The organism is Pseudorhodoferax sp. Leaf274 (assembly GCF_001422445.1).
Classification (GTDB): domain Bacteria; phylum Pseudomonadota; class Gammaproteobacteria; order Burkholderiales; family Burkholderiaceae_C; genus Pseudorhodoferax.
Window position 1 is genome coordinate 581,485 of record NZ_LMNA01000001.1, and the last position, 18,781, is coordinate 600,265.

Sequence of the window (18,781 nt, forward strand, 5' to 3'; positions counted from 1 at the left end):
GCCGCGTACCACAGGGCCGGCCGATCGGCCCTGCGTCTCAGGCGCCTGCGTCGCCCAGATGGCCCGCGTCGTCCGGGATGGCCGCCACCTCGTCGATCCACACCCGCGCTTCCGAATCGCTGGGCGCGCGCCAGTCGCCGCGCGGCGACAGCGACCCGCCCGAACCGACCTTTGGGCCGTTGGGCACGCAGCTGCGCTTGAACTGGCTGGTCTGGAAGAAGCGCCAGACGAAGGTGCGCAGGTGCTTCTTGATGTCGGCCAGCGTGTACTGGTTGTGCGCGCCCTGCAGGGCGTCGGGCCAGGGCCCCTGTTCGCGGTCGTGCCAGGCCGCGTGCGCGAGGAAGGCCACCTTGGCCGGGCCGAAGCCGTGGCGCACGATGTGGTACAGGTGGAAGTCCTGCAACTCGTAGGGGCCCACGGTGTCCTCGGTGCGCTGGCCGGGCTGGTCCTTGCCATCGGCGTCGGCGCCGGCCGGCACGAGTTCGGGGCTGACCTCGGTGGCCAGGATCTCGCGCAGCACGCCGCTGCCTTCTTCGCCCAACAGGTTCTGCTCGGCCACCCAGTGGACCATGTGCTTGATCAGCGTCTTGGGCACGCTGGCGTTCACGTTGTAGTGCGACATGTGGTCGCCCACGCCGTAGGTGCACCAGCCCAGCGCCAGTTCGGAGAGGTCGCCGGTGCCCGCCACGATGCCGCCGTGGTGGTTGGCCAGGCGGAACAGGTGGCTGGTGCGCTCGCCGGCCTGCACGTTCTCGAAGGTGATGTCGTAGACCGGCTCGCCCTTGGCGAACGGGTGGTCCAGATCGGCCAGCATCTGGCGGCAGCTGGGCCGGATGTCGATCTCCCTGGCCGTGCAGCCCACGGTGGCCATGAGCCGGTGCGCCTGGTCCAGCGTGCGCGTGCTGGTGGCGAAGCCAGGCATGGTGTAGGCCAGGATGTGGCTGCGCGGGCGGTTGAGCCGGTCCATGGCCTGGGCCAGCACCAGCAGCGCGTGCGTGGAGTCCAGCCCGCCGGAGACGCCGATCACCACCTTCTCGATGCGGGCGGCCTCCAGCCGCTGCACCAGCGATTGCACCTGGATGTTGAACACTTCGCGGCAGCGCTCGTCGCGCGTGACCGCATCGGCCGGCACGTAGGGAAAGCGCTCCACCACGCGGCGCAGCGCGCCCGGGGCCTTGGGCGGCGCCAGGTCGAATTCCACCGTGCGCCAAGCGGCCAGCTGGGCCTTGTGCTGGGCGGCCGAGGTGCCGAAGCTGTTCTGCCGCATGCGTTCGTGCACCAGGCGCTCCAGGTCCACGTCCGCAAAGATGGTGTTCGAGACGTTCGAGAAGCGCTCGCTCTCGGCCTGCAGCTCGCCGCCCTCGTAGATCAGGGCCTGGCCGTCCCAGGCCAGGTCGGTGGTCGATTCGCCGATGCCGGCAGACGAATACAGGTAGGCCGCCAGGCAGCGGCCCGACTGCAGGCCGGCCAGCCGATGCCGGTAGGACGCCTTGCCGATGGTGATGTTGGAGGCCGAGAGGTTGACCAGCACGGTGGCGCCGGCCAGCGCCGCATAGCTCGAAGGCGGGATCGGCACCCACAGGTCCTCGCAGATCTCCGCGTGAAGGGCCAGCAGAGGCTGCTGGCGGGCCCGGAACACGAGGTCTGACCCGAAGGGCACGTCCTGGCCGAAAAGGCGCACAGAGGTCGACAGCGCGGCTTCGGCCGCCGCGAACTGCCGGCCTTCGTAGAACTCGGCGTAGTTCGGCAGGTAGGTCTTGGGCTGCACGCCCAGCACCACGCCGCCGGCGACGATGGCCGCGCAGTTGAACAGCCGGTGGTCCACGCGCAGCGGCAGGCCGACGATGGCCACGGCATCGCGCCCGCGCGTGGCCTGGACGACGGCGTGCAGCGCGTCCAGGCAGCGGTCGAGCAGGGTGGCCTGGTGGAACAGGTCGTCGCAGGTGTAGGCCGACAGGCCCAGTTCCGGGAAGGCCACGACCGAGGCGCCCTGGTCTGCCGCTTCCTCGTACAGACGCACGGTCTCTGCAGCGTTGAACACCGGATCGGCCACGCGGTTGCGCGGCACGGCCACGGCCAGGCGCACGAAACCATGGCGCCAGGGGTGCAGAAAGGGCAGGTGGCTCAGTCGGTTCGGCACGGCGCAGGGGTCCTTTGTTGACGACGCGGATCGCCCGCGATGCTAACTGGCTGGCTACCCGGCCTCGCGCAGCGTGCCGCAGTTCCAGCACTGCTCGAAGGGCCCCTCCAGGACCTCGGCACAGCCCGGGCAGCCCCAGCGCCGCTCCGGTGGGTGCTGCAGCTGCTCGAGCATGGCCAGGGCCCGGGCGAGGTGGCTGTCGTCCTCCACCCAGATCTCGGGCAACGCCTGGTCTGGCGGTATCTGGCCAGCGATGCCACTGGCGTAGGCCCGCTGCACCGTGGCGGAGATGCCGTCGCGCCGCAGCATGTCGGCCCACAGCGTGGCGACCATGAGGTTGGGGGCGGATGCGACGCGTTGCATGGTGGCAGCCATCCTATGCGGGGTGGGCGGGCCCGCTTGTCCTATCTCCTCTTCTATCTTGTCTATCTTTCAATAGTCGTAGTAGTAGAGGGCGGCCCATTCTGTGGACAACCGCGATTTGTCCAACCGGGCCACGGACTTGCATCTCGGCCACGGCTGTGGGCGCGTGCGCTTTCCTGCTGTCGCGCCGCAATGAACAACCCGCGCCAAAGGCGCGCCGCTGTGGACAAGTGCCAGCTTGTGCCGGAACTATCCACATGCTTGTTCGCCTGGGCGCTGAGAACGTGCAAAGGGTGGGCATCCCCGCTCCGACTCCAAGGCACGATCAATGGCACGCGACAAGCACCAGCCACCGCCCCGGCGAGCCCGGGTCGGCACTGCAGAAAACCGCGCTAGACCCTCTGCCTGGCACGGTTGCGCCAAGGCCTGTGTTGCCGGCGCAACAGGTGCAGCAGCAGAAAACGCGTGCCACTATCTTCTTTCTATCTTTCAATGAATCTAAATAGTCGTAGTAGTAGAGGTGGCCGTTTTTTGTGGGTAACCCGCTTTTCACCAGCGCACTCAAGGGCTTGCGCGATTCACAGCCATGTGGGCGGGCGCACTGCGATGGATTGCGCCAGAGCGAACAACTCCGGCATGACGCGCGCCGCTGTGGATAAGTGGGGACTTGTGCCGGAACTACCCACAGGCTTGTCCCGCGCACGAGATTCTTTCCTACAGCCAGGCTTGTGACGGCTTCGTAGCATCTGCAACAAATCTCACAACACCGTTGAACGTGATGAACGCAACCGCCAAAACCGCCCTGGCCGCCTTGTGCCTGGCGACCAGCGCCGCAGCCTCGGCGCAACAGGGCCAAGGCCCCGGCCTGTACCTGGAGGCCGGACAGGCCGACCACCATGGCGCCACCACCGAAGCCCTGACCCTGGGCGTGCGCATGCCGACCGGTGTGCGCTTCTTCAACGGCGGCCTGGCCCTGTCGGTCGATGGCTACGCCAGCCTCTGGCATGCCGATCCCGTCCCTGGCGGACGCGACCGCTTCACGCAACTGGGCCTGGTGCCCATGCTGCGCTGGCGCTTCGACGAGGGGCGGTCGCCCTGGTTCGTGGAGGGCGGCATCGGCGCGTCGTACCTGGTGGACGGCTACCGCACGCGCACCAAGACGTTCGGTTCGCGCTGGAACTTCAGCGACCACCTGGGCGTGGGCTACAGCTTCGGCCGGCACGAGATCGGGCTGTACGTCAAGCACGTCTCCAACGCCGGGCTGGACAAGCCGAACCCGGGCGAGACCTTTTATCTGCTGCGCTACGGCTACGCGCTTTGACCGGCAGGTCGGCGCCGCGGCTTCCTACAAAGGGGTCTGGGCGCCGACTACACCGCGGTGAAGGGCGGACTTCTACATTGGTGGCCAGGGACTCGCAAGAGCCCGCCCACCACCATTGAAGGAGTTTTCCGATGAACATGCACAAGACCCTGCGCACCGCCGCTTTGCTGGCAGCCGCCACTTTCGCCGGCGGTGCCGCCATGGCCCAGCAACAGCCACCCACCGTGATCGAGGGCGTGCCGAGCAAGCCCGCACCGTCGCGCCACATCAGCACCGAGCACACGCGTGCCGAAGTCCGCCAGGACGCACGCCGCGCCAACGCCGCCGGCGAAGCCGACAAGGGCGGCCTGGTGGGCGCCGATGTGGGCAAGCAGAACGACGCCTTGGGTGCCTACATGGCCAGCAACCTCACGCGTGCTGAAGTGCAGGCGCAGGTGCGCGGCCAGACCGACCGCATCGGCGGCGAAGCCGACGACCTGGGCCGCATGTAAGGCCATCGCGCGGCGATGGCCGCACGACAGGAAAGGGCCACAAGGCCCTTTTTTCATGGCCGCTTTGCGGCCCTTCTACAGATCGATCACCGCCGCGAGCGGCGCATGGTCGGACAGCTTGTTCCAGGGCGCGCCCGGCAGCACGATGGGCGAATGCGCGCTGGCATTGCGCACGTAGATGCGGTCCAGCGACAGCATCGGGAATTTCGCCGGGAAGGTCTTGGCCGACTGGCCCGTGGCATGCACGAACACCTCGCGCAGCCCGGCCAGTTCTTCCAAGATGTCGTGCGCCCGGCGGCGCCAGTCGTTGAAGTCGCCGGCCACCACCACGGGCGCGCCGGCAGGCACTTCCTTGTTGATCATCTCGGACAACAGGCGCAGCTGTTCGCGCCGGTGCGATTCGCGCAGGCCCAGGTGCACGCAGAACACATGCAGCTGGTGCTTCTGGCCCGGTATGGCCAGGGCGCAATGCAGCAGGCCGCGCCGCTCGGGGCCGGGCAGGGAGACGTCGCGGTTCTCCTGGTGCACGATGGGGAACTTGGACAGCACGGCGTTGCCATGGTGGCCGTGCGGGTAGGCCGCGTTCTTGCCGTAGGCAAATTGCGGCCAGATCGAATCGGCCAGGAATTCGTAGTGCGGCGCCTCGGGGTAATCGGCATGGCGCGCCGCGTGGCGCGCGTGCGTGCCCAACACCTCCTGCAGGAACACCACGTCGGCATGCACATGGCGCACGGCCTCGCGTAGTTCGTGCAGCATGAAGCGGCGGTTGAACGAGGTGAAGCCCTTGTGGATGTTGACCGTCAGGACCTTGAGCTTGGTGACGGTGCCGTCGGCGGTGTTGTTCGACATGGCTGCAGGGTTGGCGCGGATGCGGGTGTTGGTTGTACCGCAGCAGCCAGCGCGGGCGCTGTAGGACGCCTGCCGGATACCGGGTCTGCGAGACCCGATAGAGCCGGCCGGCACGCCCAGGTTCCTCAGCCCCGGTTCAACCCTTCTGCTCGGGCCGCGGCGGCGCGCCGCGGTGCTGCGGACCATGGCCAGGCCCGTGGCGCGGGCCCATGGCCATGCGCTGGTCGAACACCTGCTGCTGTTCGGGCGTCAGCGCCGCGTACAGGCGCAGCGTGGCTTCGGCGCGGCGTTCCATGTCGGCCGAGCGCGCCGCGTGCATGGCGCGCATGTGTTCGATGCGCTGGGGCGTCGTCATCTTGCGCAAGGCCTCGCGATCGGGGCGGTCGCCCTGGGGCGGGCCTGGCGGCAGCATGCTGGCCGTGAACACGTTCCAGGCGGGCTCCTGCTCGGCCGTGATCTTGAGATCCTGCTTGAGCCGGGACTCGCGGCGCTCCATGCGCTTGGCGGGGTCGGGACGGGCGTGTTCGCGGGCGTGCTGGGCAGGCGCGTCGGCAGCCGGCGGTGGCGCGGGCGGGGTTTGCGCCATGGCGGTGGCGCCCAGGACAGCCAGGCTGCTGGCCAGCACGATGCGTTGCAGGGAGAAGAGGGAGCGGGTCATGAAGACATCCTTTCTGTCGGAAAACCGCAGCAGGCGTATTGCCTTGCTGCAGGTCCAGTGTCTGGCGCGCATGTATCGGCGCCATGCAGCTTTGCCGCCTGTTTGTAAAGATCTCGCAAGGAAGTTTGCCTTGCCGTGCGGCCTGCGGGCTGCAACGACAATACGCGGCTTTCCGTGCAACGAGAGCGAACAGTGTTCAAGAACGTGATGGTTTACAAGCTCGGCGGCGCCTGGACGGCGACGTGGGAGCAGATCGAGGAGGCGCTCGGGACGCAGCGCTTCGCCGAATGCGGCGCAACGCAGGAACGTTCGGCCGGCTGGGTGCCGCCGCGTGGCGAGGAGCATGGTCCGCTGGTCGAGTCCGTGGGCGGCCAGTACCTGTTGCGCCTGATGGTCGAGAGCAAGGCCGTGCCGGCCTCCGTGGTCAAGCGCAAGGCCGACGAGCGCGCCCAGCAGATCGAGGCCACCACCGGCCGCAAGCCCGGCAAGAAGGAGATCCGCGACCTGCGCGAAGAGGCCAAGCAGGCCCTGCTGCCGGTGGCGTTCACCAAGCGCGGCGCCACCTGGGTGTGGATCGACCTGCAGGCCCGCCGCTTCGTGGTGGACGCCGGCAGCCAGAACCGTGTCGACGAGATCATCAGCCTGCTGGTGAAGGTGCTGGACGGCTTCATGGTGCAGGAAGTGCACACGGCCACCTCGGCCACGGCGGCGATGTCCGAATGGCTCAGCAGCCAGGAGCCGCCGGCCGGCTTCTCGATCGACCGCGAGTGCGAGCTCAAGGCCACCGACGCGTCCAAGGCCGCGATCCGCTACGCCCACCATCCGCTGGACATCGAGGAGATCCGCCAGCACATCGCCGAAGGCAAGCTGCCCACCAAGCTGGCCATGACCTGGGACGAGCGCGTCTCCTTCGTGCTGACCGAGAGCATGCAACTGCGCAAGCTGCAATTCCAGGACGGCGTGTTCGAGAAGACCTCGCAGGAGAAGGAAGACAGCTTCGACGCCGACGCGGCCATCTCCACCGGCGAGATCAGCCGCCTGCTGCCGGGCCTGCTGGAGGCGCTGGGCGGCGAGATCGAGCTGGTGGCCGCGGTGGAGACGCCGCTGCCCGCTTCGGCGGCGCCGGCCGCGCAGCCCGATACCGAAGACGCGCCGTTCTGAACGCTAGACCATCGCCAGCGGCGGCTTGCGCGCCGGTGGCGGGTAGCGCCGGGCCAGCTCGGCCCGCACGTCCTGCTGGAGCACGAGTGCGGCCGCTGCCAGGTTCTCACGCAGGTGCGTGTGGTTCACGGCCTTGGGCAGTGCGTTGACGCCCGGTTGCGCGAGCAGCCAGGCCAGCGCCAGTTGCGCGGGTGTGCAGCCCTGCCGTTCGGCCAGCGCCTGCAGCGCGGCATCGTCGGCCAGGGCGCCCTGGTCCAGCGGGCTGTAGGCCATCAGCGCCACGCCGTGCCCGCGCAGCCAGGGCAGCAGGCTGTGGGCCGGGCCGCGTTCGGTGATCGAGTAATAGACCTGGTTGGCCGCGCAGGCCGTGCCGCCGTCGACGGACCACAGCTCGGCCATGTCGTCCACGTCGAAGTTGCTGACGCCCCAGCGCGCGATGCGGCCGGCCGCAACCAGCGCTTCCATGGCCTGCACCGTCTCGGCCAGCGGCACGCTGCCGCGCCAGTGCAGCAGGTACAGGTCGAGCCGGTCCACGCCCAGGCGGCGCAGGCTGCGCTCGCAGGCGGCCACGGTGCCCTGGCGGCTGGCGTTGTGGGGATAGACCTTGCTGACGAGGAACAGCTCGTCGCGCCCCAGGCCCGCGCGCTGGGCCTCGGCCAGGGCCTGGCCGATGGCTTCTTCGGAGCCGCCGTCGCCATACATCTCGGCCGTGTCGATGAGGCGCCAGCCCATGTCGAGCGCGCTGCGCAAGGCCTGCACTTCCGCGCCGCGGCGTGCCTTGGATTCGCCGATGCGCCAGGTGCCCAGGCCCAGGGCGGGCAGGGCCGGGCCGGTGCCGGGCAGGGGGATGCTGTGCATGGAAGGCTCCTTTCGCCCGCATTGTGCGGGCGCGGGCGCGAGGCGCTACCGACCCAGCGCGGCGAGCTCGGCGCCCACCTGCTGCCAGGCCACGTCGAAGCCGGGCCGCGCACGTGCACCGGGGGCCGGCTGCAGCCGCAGCGCCATGCGCGTGCCTGCGCCCACGCTGTCGATGAGCGGCACGCCCACCCGCCCCTGGATGGCCGCCGCGACGCCGGCCAGGCCGGCACCGCCGACGATCACGGCCTGCGCATCCCAGCGCGCGGCCGCCTCCTGGCAGGCCCGGGCCAGCAGCGCGCGGGAGCCCTCGGGGTCGGCCATGAGTTGCGCGCCCGTGGGTGCCACCGTGTGGATGCCGGCCAGCGCCTGGTGGCCCAGCGCCAGGGCCAGCCGCTCGAGCATCGGCACCCAGCGCGCGCCGCCTGTCACGACGGCGAAGCGGCCATGCTGCGCCGCCTCGGCGAAGGCGGCTTCGGCCAGGCCGGTGACGGGCGCGGGGCTGGCCTCGCGCAGTGCGAACAGGCCGGGGTCGCCGAAGCAGCCGATCAGCACCGCGTCGGGCGTGGGCCTGCCGGGCTCGGCCAGTGCCGCGGCCCAGGCGTCGAGCGCGGCATGGGCCGCCACGGCGTAGCTGGCCTCGCAGGCGATGTAGGGGGCGCCCAGGCGCGCGGTGATGCTGTGCACCTGCACGCCGGCACCGGCTTCGCGCTGCACATGCTGCTGCAGCAGCGCAGTGACGGTGGCCGAGGTGTTGGGATTGACGACCAGCAGCTGGCGCATGTCAGTGCCGCCCGGCTGCCCGAAGGCATGGATGCATCTGTTGGGGGTACAGCGGGCCGTGCGCGGCCGGGGAGCTTGGGGGCAGCGTCATGTCAAGCCAGCAGCACGGCCGTCAGGTCGAGCACCTGGTCGGGCGGCGGCGTGAACTCCAGCCGTGCCTCCAGCAGGTCCAGGTGCTCGCGCATGCAGCGGCTGGCCTCGCGTGCATCGCGTAGGCGGATGGCATCGAGCAGCACCGCGTGCTCGCGGCAACCGCAGGCCGTGGCCTCCTCGCGCTCCTGCGCGTGGTTGCTGCTGAAGGTCATGAGCACGAGCGAGGTGCGCGAGATCAGTTCGCGCAGGATGCGGCCCAGCGTCTGGTGGCCGGCCGACTGCGCGATGTGCAGGTGGAAGTCGCCGGCCTGGCGGATCGCGCGGCGCATGTCGCCGGCCTGGCGCGCGGCTTCCTCGGCAGCGATGCAGTCGGCCAGGCGCGCGATGTCGGTCGGCTGCGCCACCTGGATGAAGCGCTGCACCAGCGTGGGTTCGATCAACCGGCGCACCTCGAACACCTCGCGCGCCTCCTGCTCGGTGGGCTGCGCCACCGAGGCGCCGCGGTTCGGCGTGAGCGTGACGATCTGCTCGTTGGCCAGCCGCACCAGCACCGGCCGCACGCGTGTGCGCGAGACGCCAAAGGCACTGGCGATCTTGTCCTCCACGAGCTTGGTGCCGGGCAGCAGCTTGTGGTCGAGGATGGCGGAGACCATGCGTTCGTAGATCTCGCTGTCCGAGACCGTGGGGGAGACCGTGGGCGCGGCATCGGGAGAAGGCATGGTGCGACTCTATCCCTTGCGCCGGCGCGCCAGCAGCATGGCCAGTCCGATGGCCAGGCCCATGACCAGGAAGGACACGACCGTGGTCACCGTGCCCAGCGCGTAGATGGAAGGCGTGGTGACCGTGGACGTCAGGCCCTGCAGCTCCAGCGGCAGCGTGTTGACGTCGCCGATCGCCTGCGAGGTGCGCGCGATCTCGTCCCACGACAGCGTGAAGCCGAACATGCCGATGCCCACCACCGATGGCGCCACCAGCGGCAGCACCACGTGGCTGAAGCCTTGCCAGGGCGTGGCGCCGAGGTCGCGCGCGGCCTCCTCGTAGCTCGGGTCGAAGCGGTTGAACACGGCGAACATGATGAGCAGGCCGAAGGGCAGCGTCCACGTGAGGTGCGCGCCCAGCGCCGAGGTGAACAGGCCCAGGGCCGTGCCGTAGTTCTCCAGCGCACTGTCCATGCCGAGCGTGCCCAGCAGCCACTTGATGCCGTTGTCCAGCAGCCGGAACTCCAGGCCGATGCCCAGCGACACGATGATGGACGGCATGATGAGGCTGGCCACGACGATGTAGAACAGCGCGTTGCCGCCTCGGAGCTTCTTGCGGAAGGCCAGGCCCGCCAGCACCGACAGGACCACGGTGAACACCATCACCGCCGCGCCCAGGCCCAGCGAGCGGCGCAGCGCGGCGCCGATGTCCACCACGCCCAGGCCTTCGGCCAGCTGGCGGAACCAGTGCAGCGAGAAGCCGCGCATCGGGAACGTGAGCCCCCCTTCGGGGCCCTGGAAGCTCAGCACCACGATGACGAGCATCGGGCCGTACATGAAGGCCACGAATAGCGCGAACACCAGGGCCAGCAGCCAGAAGCCGGCGGGGCGCGCGTCGGTCATGCGGGCGTGCATCAGAGCTCTTTCCGGATGTCGACAAGGCGCGTCAGCGCCCAGATGATCATGAGCACCACCGCCAGCAGGATCACCGCGTTGGCCGCGGCCAGCGGGAACTGCAGGTACGAGGTCTGCACCTGGATGATCTTGCCGATGGAGGCGATCTGCTGGCCGCCCATGACGCCGATGGTCACGAAGTCGCCCATCACGATGGTGATGACGAAGATCGAGCCGATGATGATGCCCGTCTTGCACAGCGGCACGATCACGTTCCACAGCGTCTGCCAGGCGCTGGCGCCGCTGTCGCTGGCGGCTTCCAGCAGGCTGCGGTCGATGCGCATCATGCTGTTGAAGATGGGCACGATCATGAACATCGTGTAGAGGTGCACGAAGGCCAGCGTGACCGAGAAGTCGGAGAACAGCAGCCACTCGATGGGCTGGTCCACCAGGCCCATGCCCTGCAGCGTCTGGTTCACGAGGCCGTTGCGGCCCAGGAGCGGCACCCACGAGATCATGCGGATCACGTTGCTGGTCCAGAACGGGATCGTGCACAGCACGAACAGCGCCGTCTGCATGCCCGCGCTGCGCACGTGGAAGGCCAGGAAGTACGAGACCGCGAAACCCAGCACCAGCGTGATGGCCCAGACCAGGAACGAGAACTTGAGCGTGGAGAGATAGGTCTTCAGCGTCACGCACAAATCATCGCCACCGGCCAGGCCCGCCGAGCAGCCCTCGAAGATCGAGACGTAGTTCTTGAACGTGAAGCCGGGCAGCAGCTCGTACTCGTTGAAGTCCCAGAAGCTGACCATCAGGACCAGCGCCAGGGGAATCAGGAAGAACAGCGCGAAGACCAGCGTGAACGGCGCGGCCTGCCACCAGGCCGCGATGCTGCGGCCCGGCGCCGCGGACGGGGCACCGTGGGAGGTGGTGGCAGGTGCGCTCATGGCTGGCTCACTGCGTCAGGCCGCCACGAACTGGTTCCACTTCTGGACCATGTAGTTGTTCTCGTCCATCAGCGCATTCCAGCAGGCGATGCCGCCCATGCGCTGCTCGTACGAGCCACCGTCGCGCACGGAACCGGCCTTGGCCAGCACGTCGCCGTTGGGGCTCTTGATGTCCTGCGCGGCGGGCTTGCCTTCCATCCAGTAGGCCCACTCGTAGGCTTCCATCTTCGACTTGGCGGTCTCGAGCACGGCGCTGTAGTAGCCCTGGCGGTTGAGGTAGGCGCCGGCCCAGCCATCGAGGAACCAGTTGATGAACTCGTAGGCGCCGTCGAGCTTCCTGCCCGACAGCGTGGCCGGCAGGCCGAAGCCGGCCGCCCAGGCGCGGTAGCCTTCCTTCAGCGGCTGGAAGTTGCAGGCGATGCCCTTGGTGCGCACGGCCGTGACGGCGGGCGACCACATCGACTGGATCACCACTTCGCCCGAGGACATCAGGTTCACCGACTCGTTGAAGTCCTTCCACAGCGCGCGGAACTGGCCAGCCTTCTTGGCCTCGATCAGGGTCTTGATCGTGAGGTCGATCTCGGCCTTGGTCATGTTGCCCTTGTCGGGGTACTTGTACAGGCCCTTGGCCTCCACCACCATGGCCGCGTCCATGATGCCGATGGAGGGGATGTTCAGGATGGCGGCCTTGCCCTTGAACTCGGGGTTCAGCAGCTCGGCCCAGGAGTCGATGGGGCGCTTGATCAGGTCGGGGCGGATGCCCAGCGTGTCGGCGTTGTAGACGGTCGGGATCAGCGACATGAACTGCGTCGGGCTCTTGGCGAACACCTTGCTCTTCTCGCCCTCCAGGAAGATCACCTTCTTGGGCGCCGTGCCCTGGTCGCCCACGGCCTTGCCGCCCACCTGGCCGGTGGTGAACAGCGTGGTGATCTTGTCGGCGTTCTTGATCTTCTTGGTGTCGATGCCCTTGAGGTTGCCCGTGGGCACGATCTTCTTGAGCGAGAAGTACTCGGTGTCGATCAGGTCGAAGCTGTTGGGCGCGGTGACGGCGCGCTTGGTCACGTCGTCGGTGGTGACGGCCACGTACTGGATGGTGATGCCCGTGTCGGCCTTGAACTTCTCGGCGATCGCCTTGTCCTGGTTCACGGCCGTGCCCAGGTAGCGCAGCACGATGGGTTCCTGCGCATGCACGAAGGGCGCGGTGCCCGTGGCCAGGATGCCGGCCGTGCCCTTGAGCAGCGTGCGGCGTTGCAGGCCGCTGGGAGTGGTGTTGTCGGTCATGCTTGTCTCTCCAATGGATGGCAGGGGTTGAAGGAAAGGGGTTCAGGCGGCCAGTGCGTGCGCGTGCGGCGCGGCCCAGGACAGGCGCACGTCCTCGCCCAGGGTGTAGGGTCGGTCGGCGAACGCCGCCTCGGGCAGCATCACGGACACGCCGGTGCGGCCATCCGCGTTCTCGGCGTCCAGGCCCAGCAGCACGTAGGTGCCCTGGTACTCGACATCGGTGACCTTGGCGCCGATGCCGGCGCTGCCGGTGGACGCCGGCGCAATCTGCATGTGGTCGTTGCGCACCGCGATCTTGCCGGCCGGTGTCTGCAGCACGTTGTGCCCGCCCATGAAGCGCGCGATGAATTCGGTGGCCGGCCGGTTGTAGACCTCGTGCGGCGGGCCGACCTGCTCGATCAGGCCGTGGTTCATCACGACCATGGTGTCGGCCAGCGCCATCGCTTCTTCCTGCGAGTGCGTGACGTGCACGAAGGTCAGCCCCAGCTCCTTCTGCCAGCGGCGCAGCTCGGCGCGCATCTGGATGCGCAGGAACGGGTCCAGCGCCGAGAGCGGTTCGTCGAGCAGCAGCACGCGCGGCTCGGTGATGAGTGCGCGTGCCAGCGCCACGCGCTGCTGCTGGCCGCCGGACAGCTCGCCGGGCTTGCGCTGCGCGAGGTGGCCCATGGCCACGCGCGCGAGCAGGTCCTGCGCCTTGGCATGGCGCTCGGCCTTGGCCACGCCCTTCATCTTCAGGCTGAAGGCCACGTTGTCGAGCGCCGAGAGATGCGGGAACAGCGCGAAGCTCTGGAACATCATCGCCGTGCCGCGCGCCGCGGCCGGCAGGTCGGTGATGTTGCGGCCCTCCAGCAGCACGTCGCCGCTGCTCACGGTCTCGTGGCCCGCGATCATGCGCAGCGTGGTGCTCTTGCCGCAGCCCGAAGGCCCCAGCAGGCAGCAGTAGCTGCCGCTGGCGATGCGCAGGTCGATCGCATCCACGGCGGGCTGCCCCTGCGCATAGCGCTTGGTCAGGGCCACGAGTTCCACGGCCACGGGCCGCGGGGCGCTGGGAGAGGGTGCGGCAGGGCTCATGGGCCACGTCGTACGCAAAGCCCATGCCATGTTTGTACGCAACCGCGCGGACGGAATGCGTACAAAGGGCACCAAGGACGTGCGTGTGGCGGCGCGGCCGCGGCCATCCTTGGTGCGCACGGCGCCGTGCTGGTGCCCAGCCACCGTTCTTAGGGTTACAGAAGTTGCATCCGACTTTTCGGCTTTTGCGGGGTGCTTCCCCTAGGATGGAGTTTTGATCGGAGAACGACCTGTGGCCCTGCAATCCCCCTTTTTCGGCAAGCGTGAGAACGAACCTCTGAACACCCGTCCGAGCACGTTCAACAACACCTCGTCCCCGCTGCAGCCAACCGTTTCCTCCAGCGCCATGTCCTCTTCTTCCTCGGCGTCCTCCGCCGCACCGACCAGCTCCGCCGCCGTTGCGCCGACCGCCAGCGCCGCCACCCAGGAACCCGGCAGCAAGCTCATCGTCGGCCCGAACATCAAGCTCAAGGGCGTGGAGATCACCGACTGCGACACGCTGGTGGTCGAGGGCACTGTGGAAGCCACGATGGATTCGCGCATGATGCAGATCGCCGAGCAGGGCGCCTTCAAGGGCTCGGCCGAGGTCGACCTGGCCGAGATCCGCGGCGCCTTCGACGGCGACCTCGTGGTGCGCGAGAAGCTCGTGGTCTACGCCACCGGCAAGGTCAGCGGCAAGATCCGCTATGGCAAGGTGGTGATCGAGGAGGGCGGCCAGATCTCGGGCGAGATCAGCTTCGGCGCAGCGCCCGCCAAGAGCGCCAAGCCCGCGCTGGCCGCGGCCTGACGGGTCCGGCCCACTTCGACCTTCACCCTTCTCCAACGGCAAACGCCGACCCTCGGGTCGGCGTTTTGCATGGGTTGGCGCGGCCGCGGATCAGGCAGGCAGTGCGGGGTAGTCGGTGTAGCCCTCGGCGCCGCCGCCGTACATGGTGGCGCGCTCGGGCTGCTGCAGCGGCGCATGCTCGCGCAGGCGGCGCACCAGGTCGGGGTTGGCGATGAAGGGGCGGCCGAAGGCGACGAGGTCGGCACCGTCGGCCACGGCCTGGTCGGCCAGCTGGCGGTCGTAGCCGTTGTTGACCATCCACGCGGCCTCGCCACCGGCAGCGCGGTAGGCCGCCTTGAGCTTGCGGTAGTCGAAGGGGCGGTCGTCGATCTCGCGCGGGCCGCCCGTGGCGCCCTCGATCACGTGGATGTAGGCCAGGCCCAGCGGCGCCAGTTCGGCCAGCAGGGCTTCGAACAGTGGCTGCGGGTCGGGATCGGAGATGCCGTTGGCCGGCGTGACCGGCGAGATGCGCAGGCCCACGCGGCCAGCGCCGATCTCGGCGGCCACGGCGCGCACCACCTCCAGCGAGAAGCGGATGCGGTTGGCGATGCTGCCGCCGTAGTGGTCGGTGCGGTGGTTGGCGCCGAGCTTGAGGAACTGGTCGAGCAGGTAGCCATTGGCGCCGTGGATCTCCACGCCGTCGAAGCCGCTGTCGAGCGCGGCACGGGCGGCCTTGCGGAAGTCGTCGACGACGCCGGCGATCTCTTCGGCGGCCAGCGCGCGCGGCGTGGAGGTCTGGTCGAAACCGCCCTTGCCATCGCGGATCAGGTAGGTCTTGGTCGCCGCCTGGATGGCGGAGGGCGCCACCGGCGCCTGGCCGCCGGCCTGCAGGTCGGTGTGCGAGACGCGGCCCACATGCCACAGCTGGGTGACGATCTTGCCGCCGGCCGCATGCACGGCCGCGGTGACCTTGCGCCAGCCCTCCAGCTGCTCGGGCGCGTACAGGCCCGGCACGTCGGCATAGCCCTGGCCCTGCTGGCTGATGGCCGTGCCTTCGCTGACGATCAGTCCGGCGCTGGCGCGCTGGCGGTAGTACTCCACGGCCAGCGGGCCGGGCACGGCGCGCGGCGAACGGTTGCGCGTGAGCGGGGCCATGACGATGCGGTTGGCCAGCGCCAGGCTTCCCGCATGGGTGGGCTCGAACAAGGAAGACATGCACTCTCCGTTGGAATTGTTCTTGGCCGCCCCGGAGCGCCGGGGCGGACGAAGCGTGCATTTATGGGCGGCCCGGCCATCTGCAAGACGGAGCCGCCCTTGTTACATCGGCTTACTTTGCCAGGCCTTCGGCCTTGAGCGCTTCCTGCACGGCCGGGCGGGCGGCCACGCGGGCCATGAAGGCGGCCACGTTGGCATAGGCCGACAGGTCCACGCCGGTGGGCTTGGCCCAGTTGGTCACGGTGAACAGGTAGGCGTCGACGACGCTGAAGTTCTCGCCCGCCAGGTAGTCCTTGCCGGCCAGTTGTTCGTCGACCCACTTGTAGCGGGCCACCAGCTTCTCGCGCACGGCGGTCTTGTACTCCTCGGGCGTGGCCGGGTTGAACAGCGGGCTGAAGCCCTTGTGCAGCTCGGTGCCGACGAAGTTCAGCAGCGACTGCAGCCGGTAGCGCGCCAGCGTGCCATTGGCCGGGGCCAGGTTCTTCAGCGGCGCCTGGTCGGCGAGGTACTGCACGATGGCCGGGCCTTCGGTCAGGCGGGTGCCGTCGTCCAGCTCCAGCAGCGGCACGTAGCCCAGCGGGTTGACGGTGTAGTAGTCGGTGCCGTCGTCAAGCTTGTGCGTCTTGGTCGGTGCCTTCAGGGCCTCGAACGCGAGGCCGGCCTCGCGCAGCACGATGTGCGGGGACAGCGAGCAGGCACCAGGGGAGTAATACAGCTTCATGGCGTGTTTCCGAAAGGGTTGGAATCGTTGTGCCGCCGGGTACTGAGCCCCGCATGGCGACGCCCGAAAAGGGCCGCGCGATTGTCCTACACCCCCCAGTGCCGGCGGCTGATGCCTGCCGAAAGCCCGCCTCCCTATAGTGCATGCAAGCGCGGCGCCGCCGCACGACAAGGAGAGTCGACATGTTGAAGTGGGCCATCATTTTTGCCTTGATTGCACTGGTTGCAGGGGGCCTGGGTTTCGGTGGTGTGGCTGCAGGCGCGGCTGGCATTGCCAAGGTGTTGTTCGGCCTGTTCCTGATCCTGGCCGTGGTGTTCATCGTGCTCGCCGCACTGGGTGTGGGCGCAGCCAAGAAGATCCTGGACTGAGCCGTGCAATCTGTTCTCCAAGGCCTGGGCAACCAGCGTTATGCGCAGCTGCGCGAATGGCTCGACCGCCCGGCACAGCGCGTGCAGCGCATCCTGCAGGTGACGGCCGCCGACTGGTGGCCCGATGGCGAGGTGCCGCAGACGCGCAAGGCCGCTGGCCGCGTGGCGCGCGCGCACCGCGAGCGCGAGCACGCACAGGCGGCGCGCGGCCGCCGCCACGCATGAGGCCCGCCATGCTGTCTTCCATCGACGTCAAGCTCGTGTACGGCGTGGCCGAGCCCACGCACTTCTGCCTGCACCTGCAGGTGGCGGACCATGCCGACCAGCATGTGCGCGAAGAGCGCCTGCAGGTGCAACCCCCGCTTCCGCTGCACGACTACCGTGACGCGGTGAAGGGCAACCGCTTCGTGCGCTTCGACGCGCCCAAGGGCCTGGTGCACGTGCAATACCAGGCCGAGGTCGAGGTGCATTACGAGATCCCGGCCCCGGGCCTGGGCGAAGCACCCGTGAACCAGATCCCGGACGAGGTGCTGCACTTCCTCTCGCCCACGCGCTACTGCGAATCCGACCTGCTGGGCAATGCCGCGCAGCAGCTGTTCTGCAAGGCTGCGCCGGGTCTGGAACGGGTGCAGGCCGTGTCGGACTGGATCCACGACAACATCGCCTACACGCCGGGTTCGAGCGACGCGACGACCACCGCGCAGCAGATCTTCGTGCAGCGCCAGGGCGTGTGCCGCGACTTTGCCCACCTGGGCGTGACCTTCTGCCGCGCGCTGAACATCCCGGCGCGGCTCGTGGCGGGCTATGTGTTCTTCGACGAGCCGCCGCAGGATTTCCATGCGGTGTTCGAGGCCTGGCTGGACGGGCGCTGGGTGCTGTTCGACCCGACCCGCATGGCGCCCGTGGAGCGCCTGGTGCGCGTGGGTACCGGCCGCGATGCCAAGGACGTGGCCTTCGCCACGCTGTTCGGCAAGGCCAGTCTGGTGAGCAAGGACATCACGGTGCGCGAGAGCGTCGGCCAGCCGGCCGCAGCTGCACAAGGCGCAGCCCGGCAACCCCAGCTGCGCGCCGTCGGCTGATCAGCCTGCGCCGTCGCGCGCGGCCTGGCGGAACTCGCTCGGGCTCATGCCCGTGTGCTCGCGGAACACGCGCGCGAAATGCGACATGTTCGAGAAGCCCCAGGCCAGCGCGATGTCGGTGATCGAGCGGCCCGCCAGCGGCGGTTGCCGCAATTCCTGGATGCAGGCCTGCAGCCGCTGCTGCTGGATGTAGCTGGCCAGCGTCTGGTCGCCCTGCGCGAACGCGTTGTGCAGGTGGCGCTTGCTGCAGTTCAGCGCGGTTGCAATCTGTTCGATGGAGAGCGCGGGGTCGCGCAGGTGCCTGGCCACGTGGTCGCGGATGCGGTCGTGCAGGGCTTCCTTGAGTGTCATGGCCGTGCCCTGGCCGGCCAGTTCGAGCAGCGACAGCTGCACCAGCTGCATGATCAGCTCGCCCGCGCCGCGCGCGGCCGTCTCGCTCATCGCCGGCAACTCGAGGTAGGTGTTGCGCATGGTCTCCAACGCCACGCGCGAGATGCCATTGGCGCCGCCCACGTGGCGGGCCATCAGCGGGTCGAGCCGCACGCCGCGCTCGGCCATCCGCGTCTTCGGCAGCATCACGATCAGGTGGTCGTTGTGCCGCGGGTTGTCGATCTCGTAGCCCTCGGTGGTGTCGTAGATGATCCATCCGCCGGCCTGCGCGCTGGCCGCGCGGCCGCGCTGCTGCACGGTGGCGCCGCCCTGCCAGGGTGCGACGATCTTCAGGTAGGCGGCCGCATCGCGCCGCGCCATGTCTGCGGAACGCAGCACGCGGTGGCGGCCGCTTTCGAGCCGTGTGAGCACCACGTCGCCCGCCTGCGAGGCCCACAGCCGGCCGTCGAAGCTGGTGTCGCCGTACAGGTCGGTCTCCAGGCCGCCGAACTGGCGCCAGATCCATTCGCGCCACTGCGGCGCCCGGTCGCGCGGGGCGACCGCATCGGTGTTCAGCGCCACGGACGGGGTCATCGGCTCTCCGGCAGGAAGGAACGGCGGCGATTATGGGTGGTGGCCCGTCCGCCGTGCGGCGCCT

The 18,781-nt window shown here is 68.8% G+C and carries 21 protein-coding genes; 7 read left to right on the forward strand and 14 right to left on the reverse strand.

What is annotated here, in order from left to right:
* Positions 1-37 precede the first annotated feature (37 nt).
* Entirely contained in the window at positions 38-2,140 is a 2,103-nt protein-coding gene (locus ASF44_RS02620) for an NAD(+) synthase (RefSeq protein WP_235579107.1), read from the reverse strand.
* 54 nt (positions 2,141-2,194) lie between these two features.
* Positions 2,195-2,503 (reverse strand): putative signal transducing protein, encoded by a 309-nt coding sequence (locus tag ASF44_RS02625; RefSeq protein WP_056898175.1) that lies wholly within the window; start codon positions 2,501-2,503, stop codon positions 2,195-2,197.
* Positions 2,504-3,281: 778 nt separating this feature from the next.
* On the opposite strand from ASF44_RS02625, the gene ASF44_RS02630 reads away from it, so the two are divergent.
* Together ASF44_RS02630 and ASF44_RS02635 are read left to right on the forward strand one after the other, a co-directional pair.
* Entirely contained in the window at positions 3,282-3,824 is a 543-nt protein-coding gene (locus tag ASF44_RS02630; RefSeq protein ID WP_056897589.1) for an acyloxyacyl hydrolase, read from the forward strand.
* Positions 3,825-3,955: 131 nt separating this feature from the next.
* Complete coding sequence (locus tag ASF44_RS02635; RefSeq protein ID WP_056897590.1) at positions 3,956-4,315, forward strand: hypothetical protein; 360 nt, start codon at positions 3,956-3,958, stop codon at positions 4,313-4,315.
* Positions 4,316-4,390: 75 nt separating this feature from the next.
* Here ASF44_RS02635 and ASF44_RS02640 read toward each other — a convergent pair whose 3' ends face one another.
* Together ASF44_RS02640 and ASF44_RS02645 are read right to left on the reverse strand one after the other, a co-directional pair.
* A complete protein-coding gene (locus ASF44_RS02640) occupies positions 4,391-5,164 on the reverse strand; it encodes an endonuclease/exonuclease/phosphatase family protein (protein WP_056897591.1) in 774 nt (257 codons plus the stop codon).
* Positions 5,165-5,300: 136 nt separating this feature from the next.
* Entirely contained in the window at positions 5,301-5,822 is a 522-nt protein-coding gene (locus tag ASF44_RS02645; protein WP_056897592.1) for a Spy/CpxP family protein refolding chaperone, read from the reverse strand.
* Positions 5,823-6,014: 192 nt separating this feature from the next.
* On the opposite strand from ASF44_RS02645, the gene ASF44_RS02650 reads away from it, so the two are divergent.
* Positions 6,015-6,983, forward strand: a complete 969-nt coding sequence (locus tag ASF44_RS02650; protein ID WP_056897593.1) for a recombination-associated protein RdgC — start codon at positions 6,015-6,017, stop codon at positions 6,981-6,983.
* Between the two features lie 3 nt (positions 6,984-6,986).
* Here the strand turns inward: ASF44_RS02650 and ASF44_RS02655 are convergent, their stop codons facing one another.
* From ASF44_RS02655 to ASF44_RS02685, 7 genes are all read right to left on the reverse strand, one after another.
* A complete protein-coding gene (locus ASF44_RS02655) occupies positions 6,987-7,841 on the reverse strand; it encodes an aldo/keto reductase (RefSeq protein WP_056897594.1) in 855 nt (284 codons plus the stop codon).
* A 45-nt stretch (positions 7,842-7,886) separates the two neighbouring features.
* Entirely contained in the window at positions 7,887-8,621 is a 735-nt protein-coding gene (locus ASF44_RS02660) for an aspartate/glutamate racemase family protein (protein ID WP_056897595.1), read from the reverse strand.
* Between the two features lie 92 nt (positions 8,622-8,713).
* Entirely contained in the window at positions 8,714-9,433 is a 720-nt protein-coding gene (locus ASF44_RS02665; RefSeq protein WP_056897596.1) for a GntR family transcriptional regulator, read from the reverse strand.
* A 9-nt stretch (positions 9,434-9,442) separates the two neighbouring features.
* Positions 9,443-10,327, reverse strand: a complete 885-nt coding sequence (locus ASF44_RS02670) for an ABC transporter permease (protein ID WP_056897597.1) — start codon at positions 10,325-10,327, stop codon at positions 9,443-9,445.
* A complete protein-coding gene (locus ASF44_RS02675) occupies positions 10,327-11,253 on the reverse strand; it encodes an ABC transporter permease (RefSeq protein ID WP_056897598.1) in 927 nt (308 codons plus the stop codon). Before ASF44_RS02675 ends, ASF44_RS02670 begins: the two co-directional genes overlap by 1 nt.
* A gap of 15 nt (positions 11,254-11,268) precedes the next feature.
* Positions 11,269-12,534 (reverse strand): PotD/PotF family extracellular solute-binding protein, encoded by a 1,266-nt coding sequence (locus tag ASF44_RS02680; RefSeq protein ID WP_056897599.1) that lies wholly within the window; start codon positions 12,532-12,534, stop codon positions 11,269-11,271.
* 42 nt (positions 12,535-12,576) lie between these two features.
* Positions 12,577-13,605, reverse strand: coding sequence for an ABC transporter ATP-binding protein (locus ASF44_RS02685; protein ID WP_056897600.1), 1,029 nt, complete (start codon positions 13,603-13,605; stop codon positions 12,577-12,579).
* Positions 13,606-13,837: 232 nt separating this feature from the next.
* On the opposite strand from ASF44_RS02685, the gene ASF44_RS02690 reads away from it, so the two are divergent.
* Positions 13,838-14,392: a polymer-forming cytoskeletal protein gene (locus ASF44_RS02690; RefSeq protein ID WP_056897601.1), complete on the forward strand. Its 555-nt coding sequence runs from the start codon at positions 13,838-13,840 to the stop codon at positions 14,390-14,392.
* A 90-nt stretch (positions 14,393-14,482) separates the two neighbouring features.
* On the opposite strand, the gene ASF44_RS02695 is transcribed toward ASF44_RS02690, so the two are convergent.
* Both ASF44_RS02695 and gstA read right to left on the reverse strand, forming a co-directional pair.
* Entirely contained in the window at positions 14,483-15,586 is a 1,104-nt protein-coding gene (locus tag ASF44_RS02695; protein WP_056897602.1) for an alkene reductase, read from the reverse strand.
* Between the two features lie 112 nt (positions 15,587-15,698).
* On the reverse strand, positions 15,699-16,307 hold the full coding sequence (gene gstA, locus ASF44_RS02700) for a glutathione transferase GstA (RefSeq protein WP_056897603.1): 609 nt from the start codon (positions 16,305-16,307) through the stop codon (positions 15,699-15,701).
* Positions 16,308-16,489: 182 nt separating this feature from the next.
* Here gstA and ASF44_RS02705 point away from each other — a divergent pair, with 182 nt between their 5' ends.
* The 3 genes from ASF44_RS02705 to ASF44_RS02715 are packed head-to-tail and all read left to right on the forward strand — an operon-like array spanning position 16,490 to position 17,754.
* Positions 16,490-16,675, forward strand: a complete 186-nt coding sequence (locus ASF44_RS02705) for a DUF1328 family protein (protein ID WP_056897604.1) — start codon at positions 16,490-16,492, stop codon at positions 16,673-16,675.
* A gap of 3 nt (positions 16,676-16,678) precedes the next feature.
* Positions 16,679-16,900, forward strand: a complete 222-nt coding sequence (locus ASF44_RS02710) for a hypothetical protein (protein ID WP_056897605.1) — start codon at positions 16,679-16,681, stop codon at positions 16,898-16,900.
* An 8-nt stretch (positions 16,901-16,908) separates the two neighbouring features.
* Positions 16,909-17,754, forward strand: a complete 846-nt coding sequence (locus ASF44_RS02715) for a transglutaminase family protein (RefSeq protein WP_056897606.1) — start codon at positions 16,909-16,911, stop codon at positions 17,752-17,754.
* On the opposite strand, the gene ASF44_RS02720 is transcribed toward ASF44_RS02715, so the two are convergent.
* Positions 17,755-18,717 carry a helix-turn-helix domain-containing protein gene (locus ASF44_RS02720; RefSeq protein WP_056897607.1) on the reverse strand — a complete coding sequence of 321 codons (963 nt, stop codon included), beginning with the start codon at positions 18,715-18,717 and terminating at the stop codon, positions 17,755-17,757. It lies immediately after the preceding gene.
* Positions 18,718-18,781: the final 64 nt, after the last annotated feature.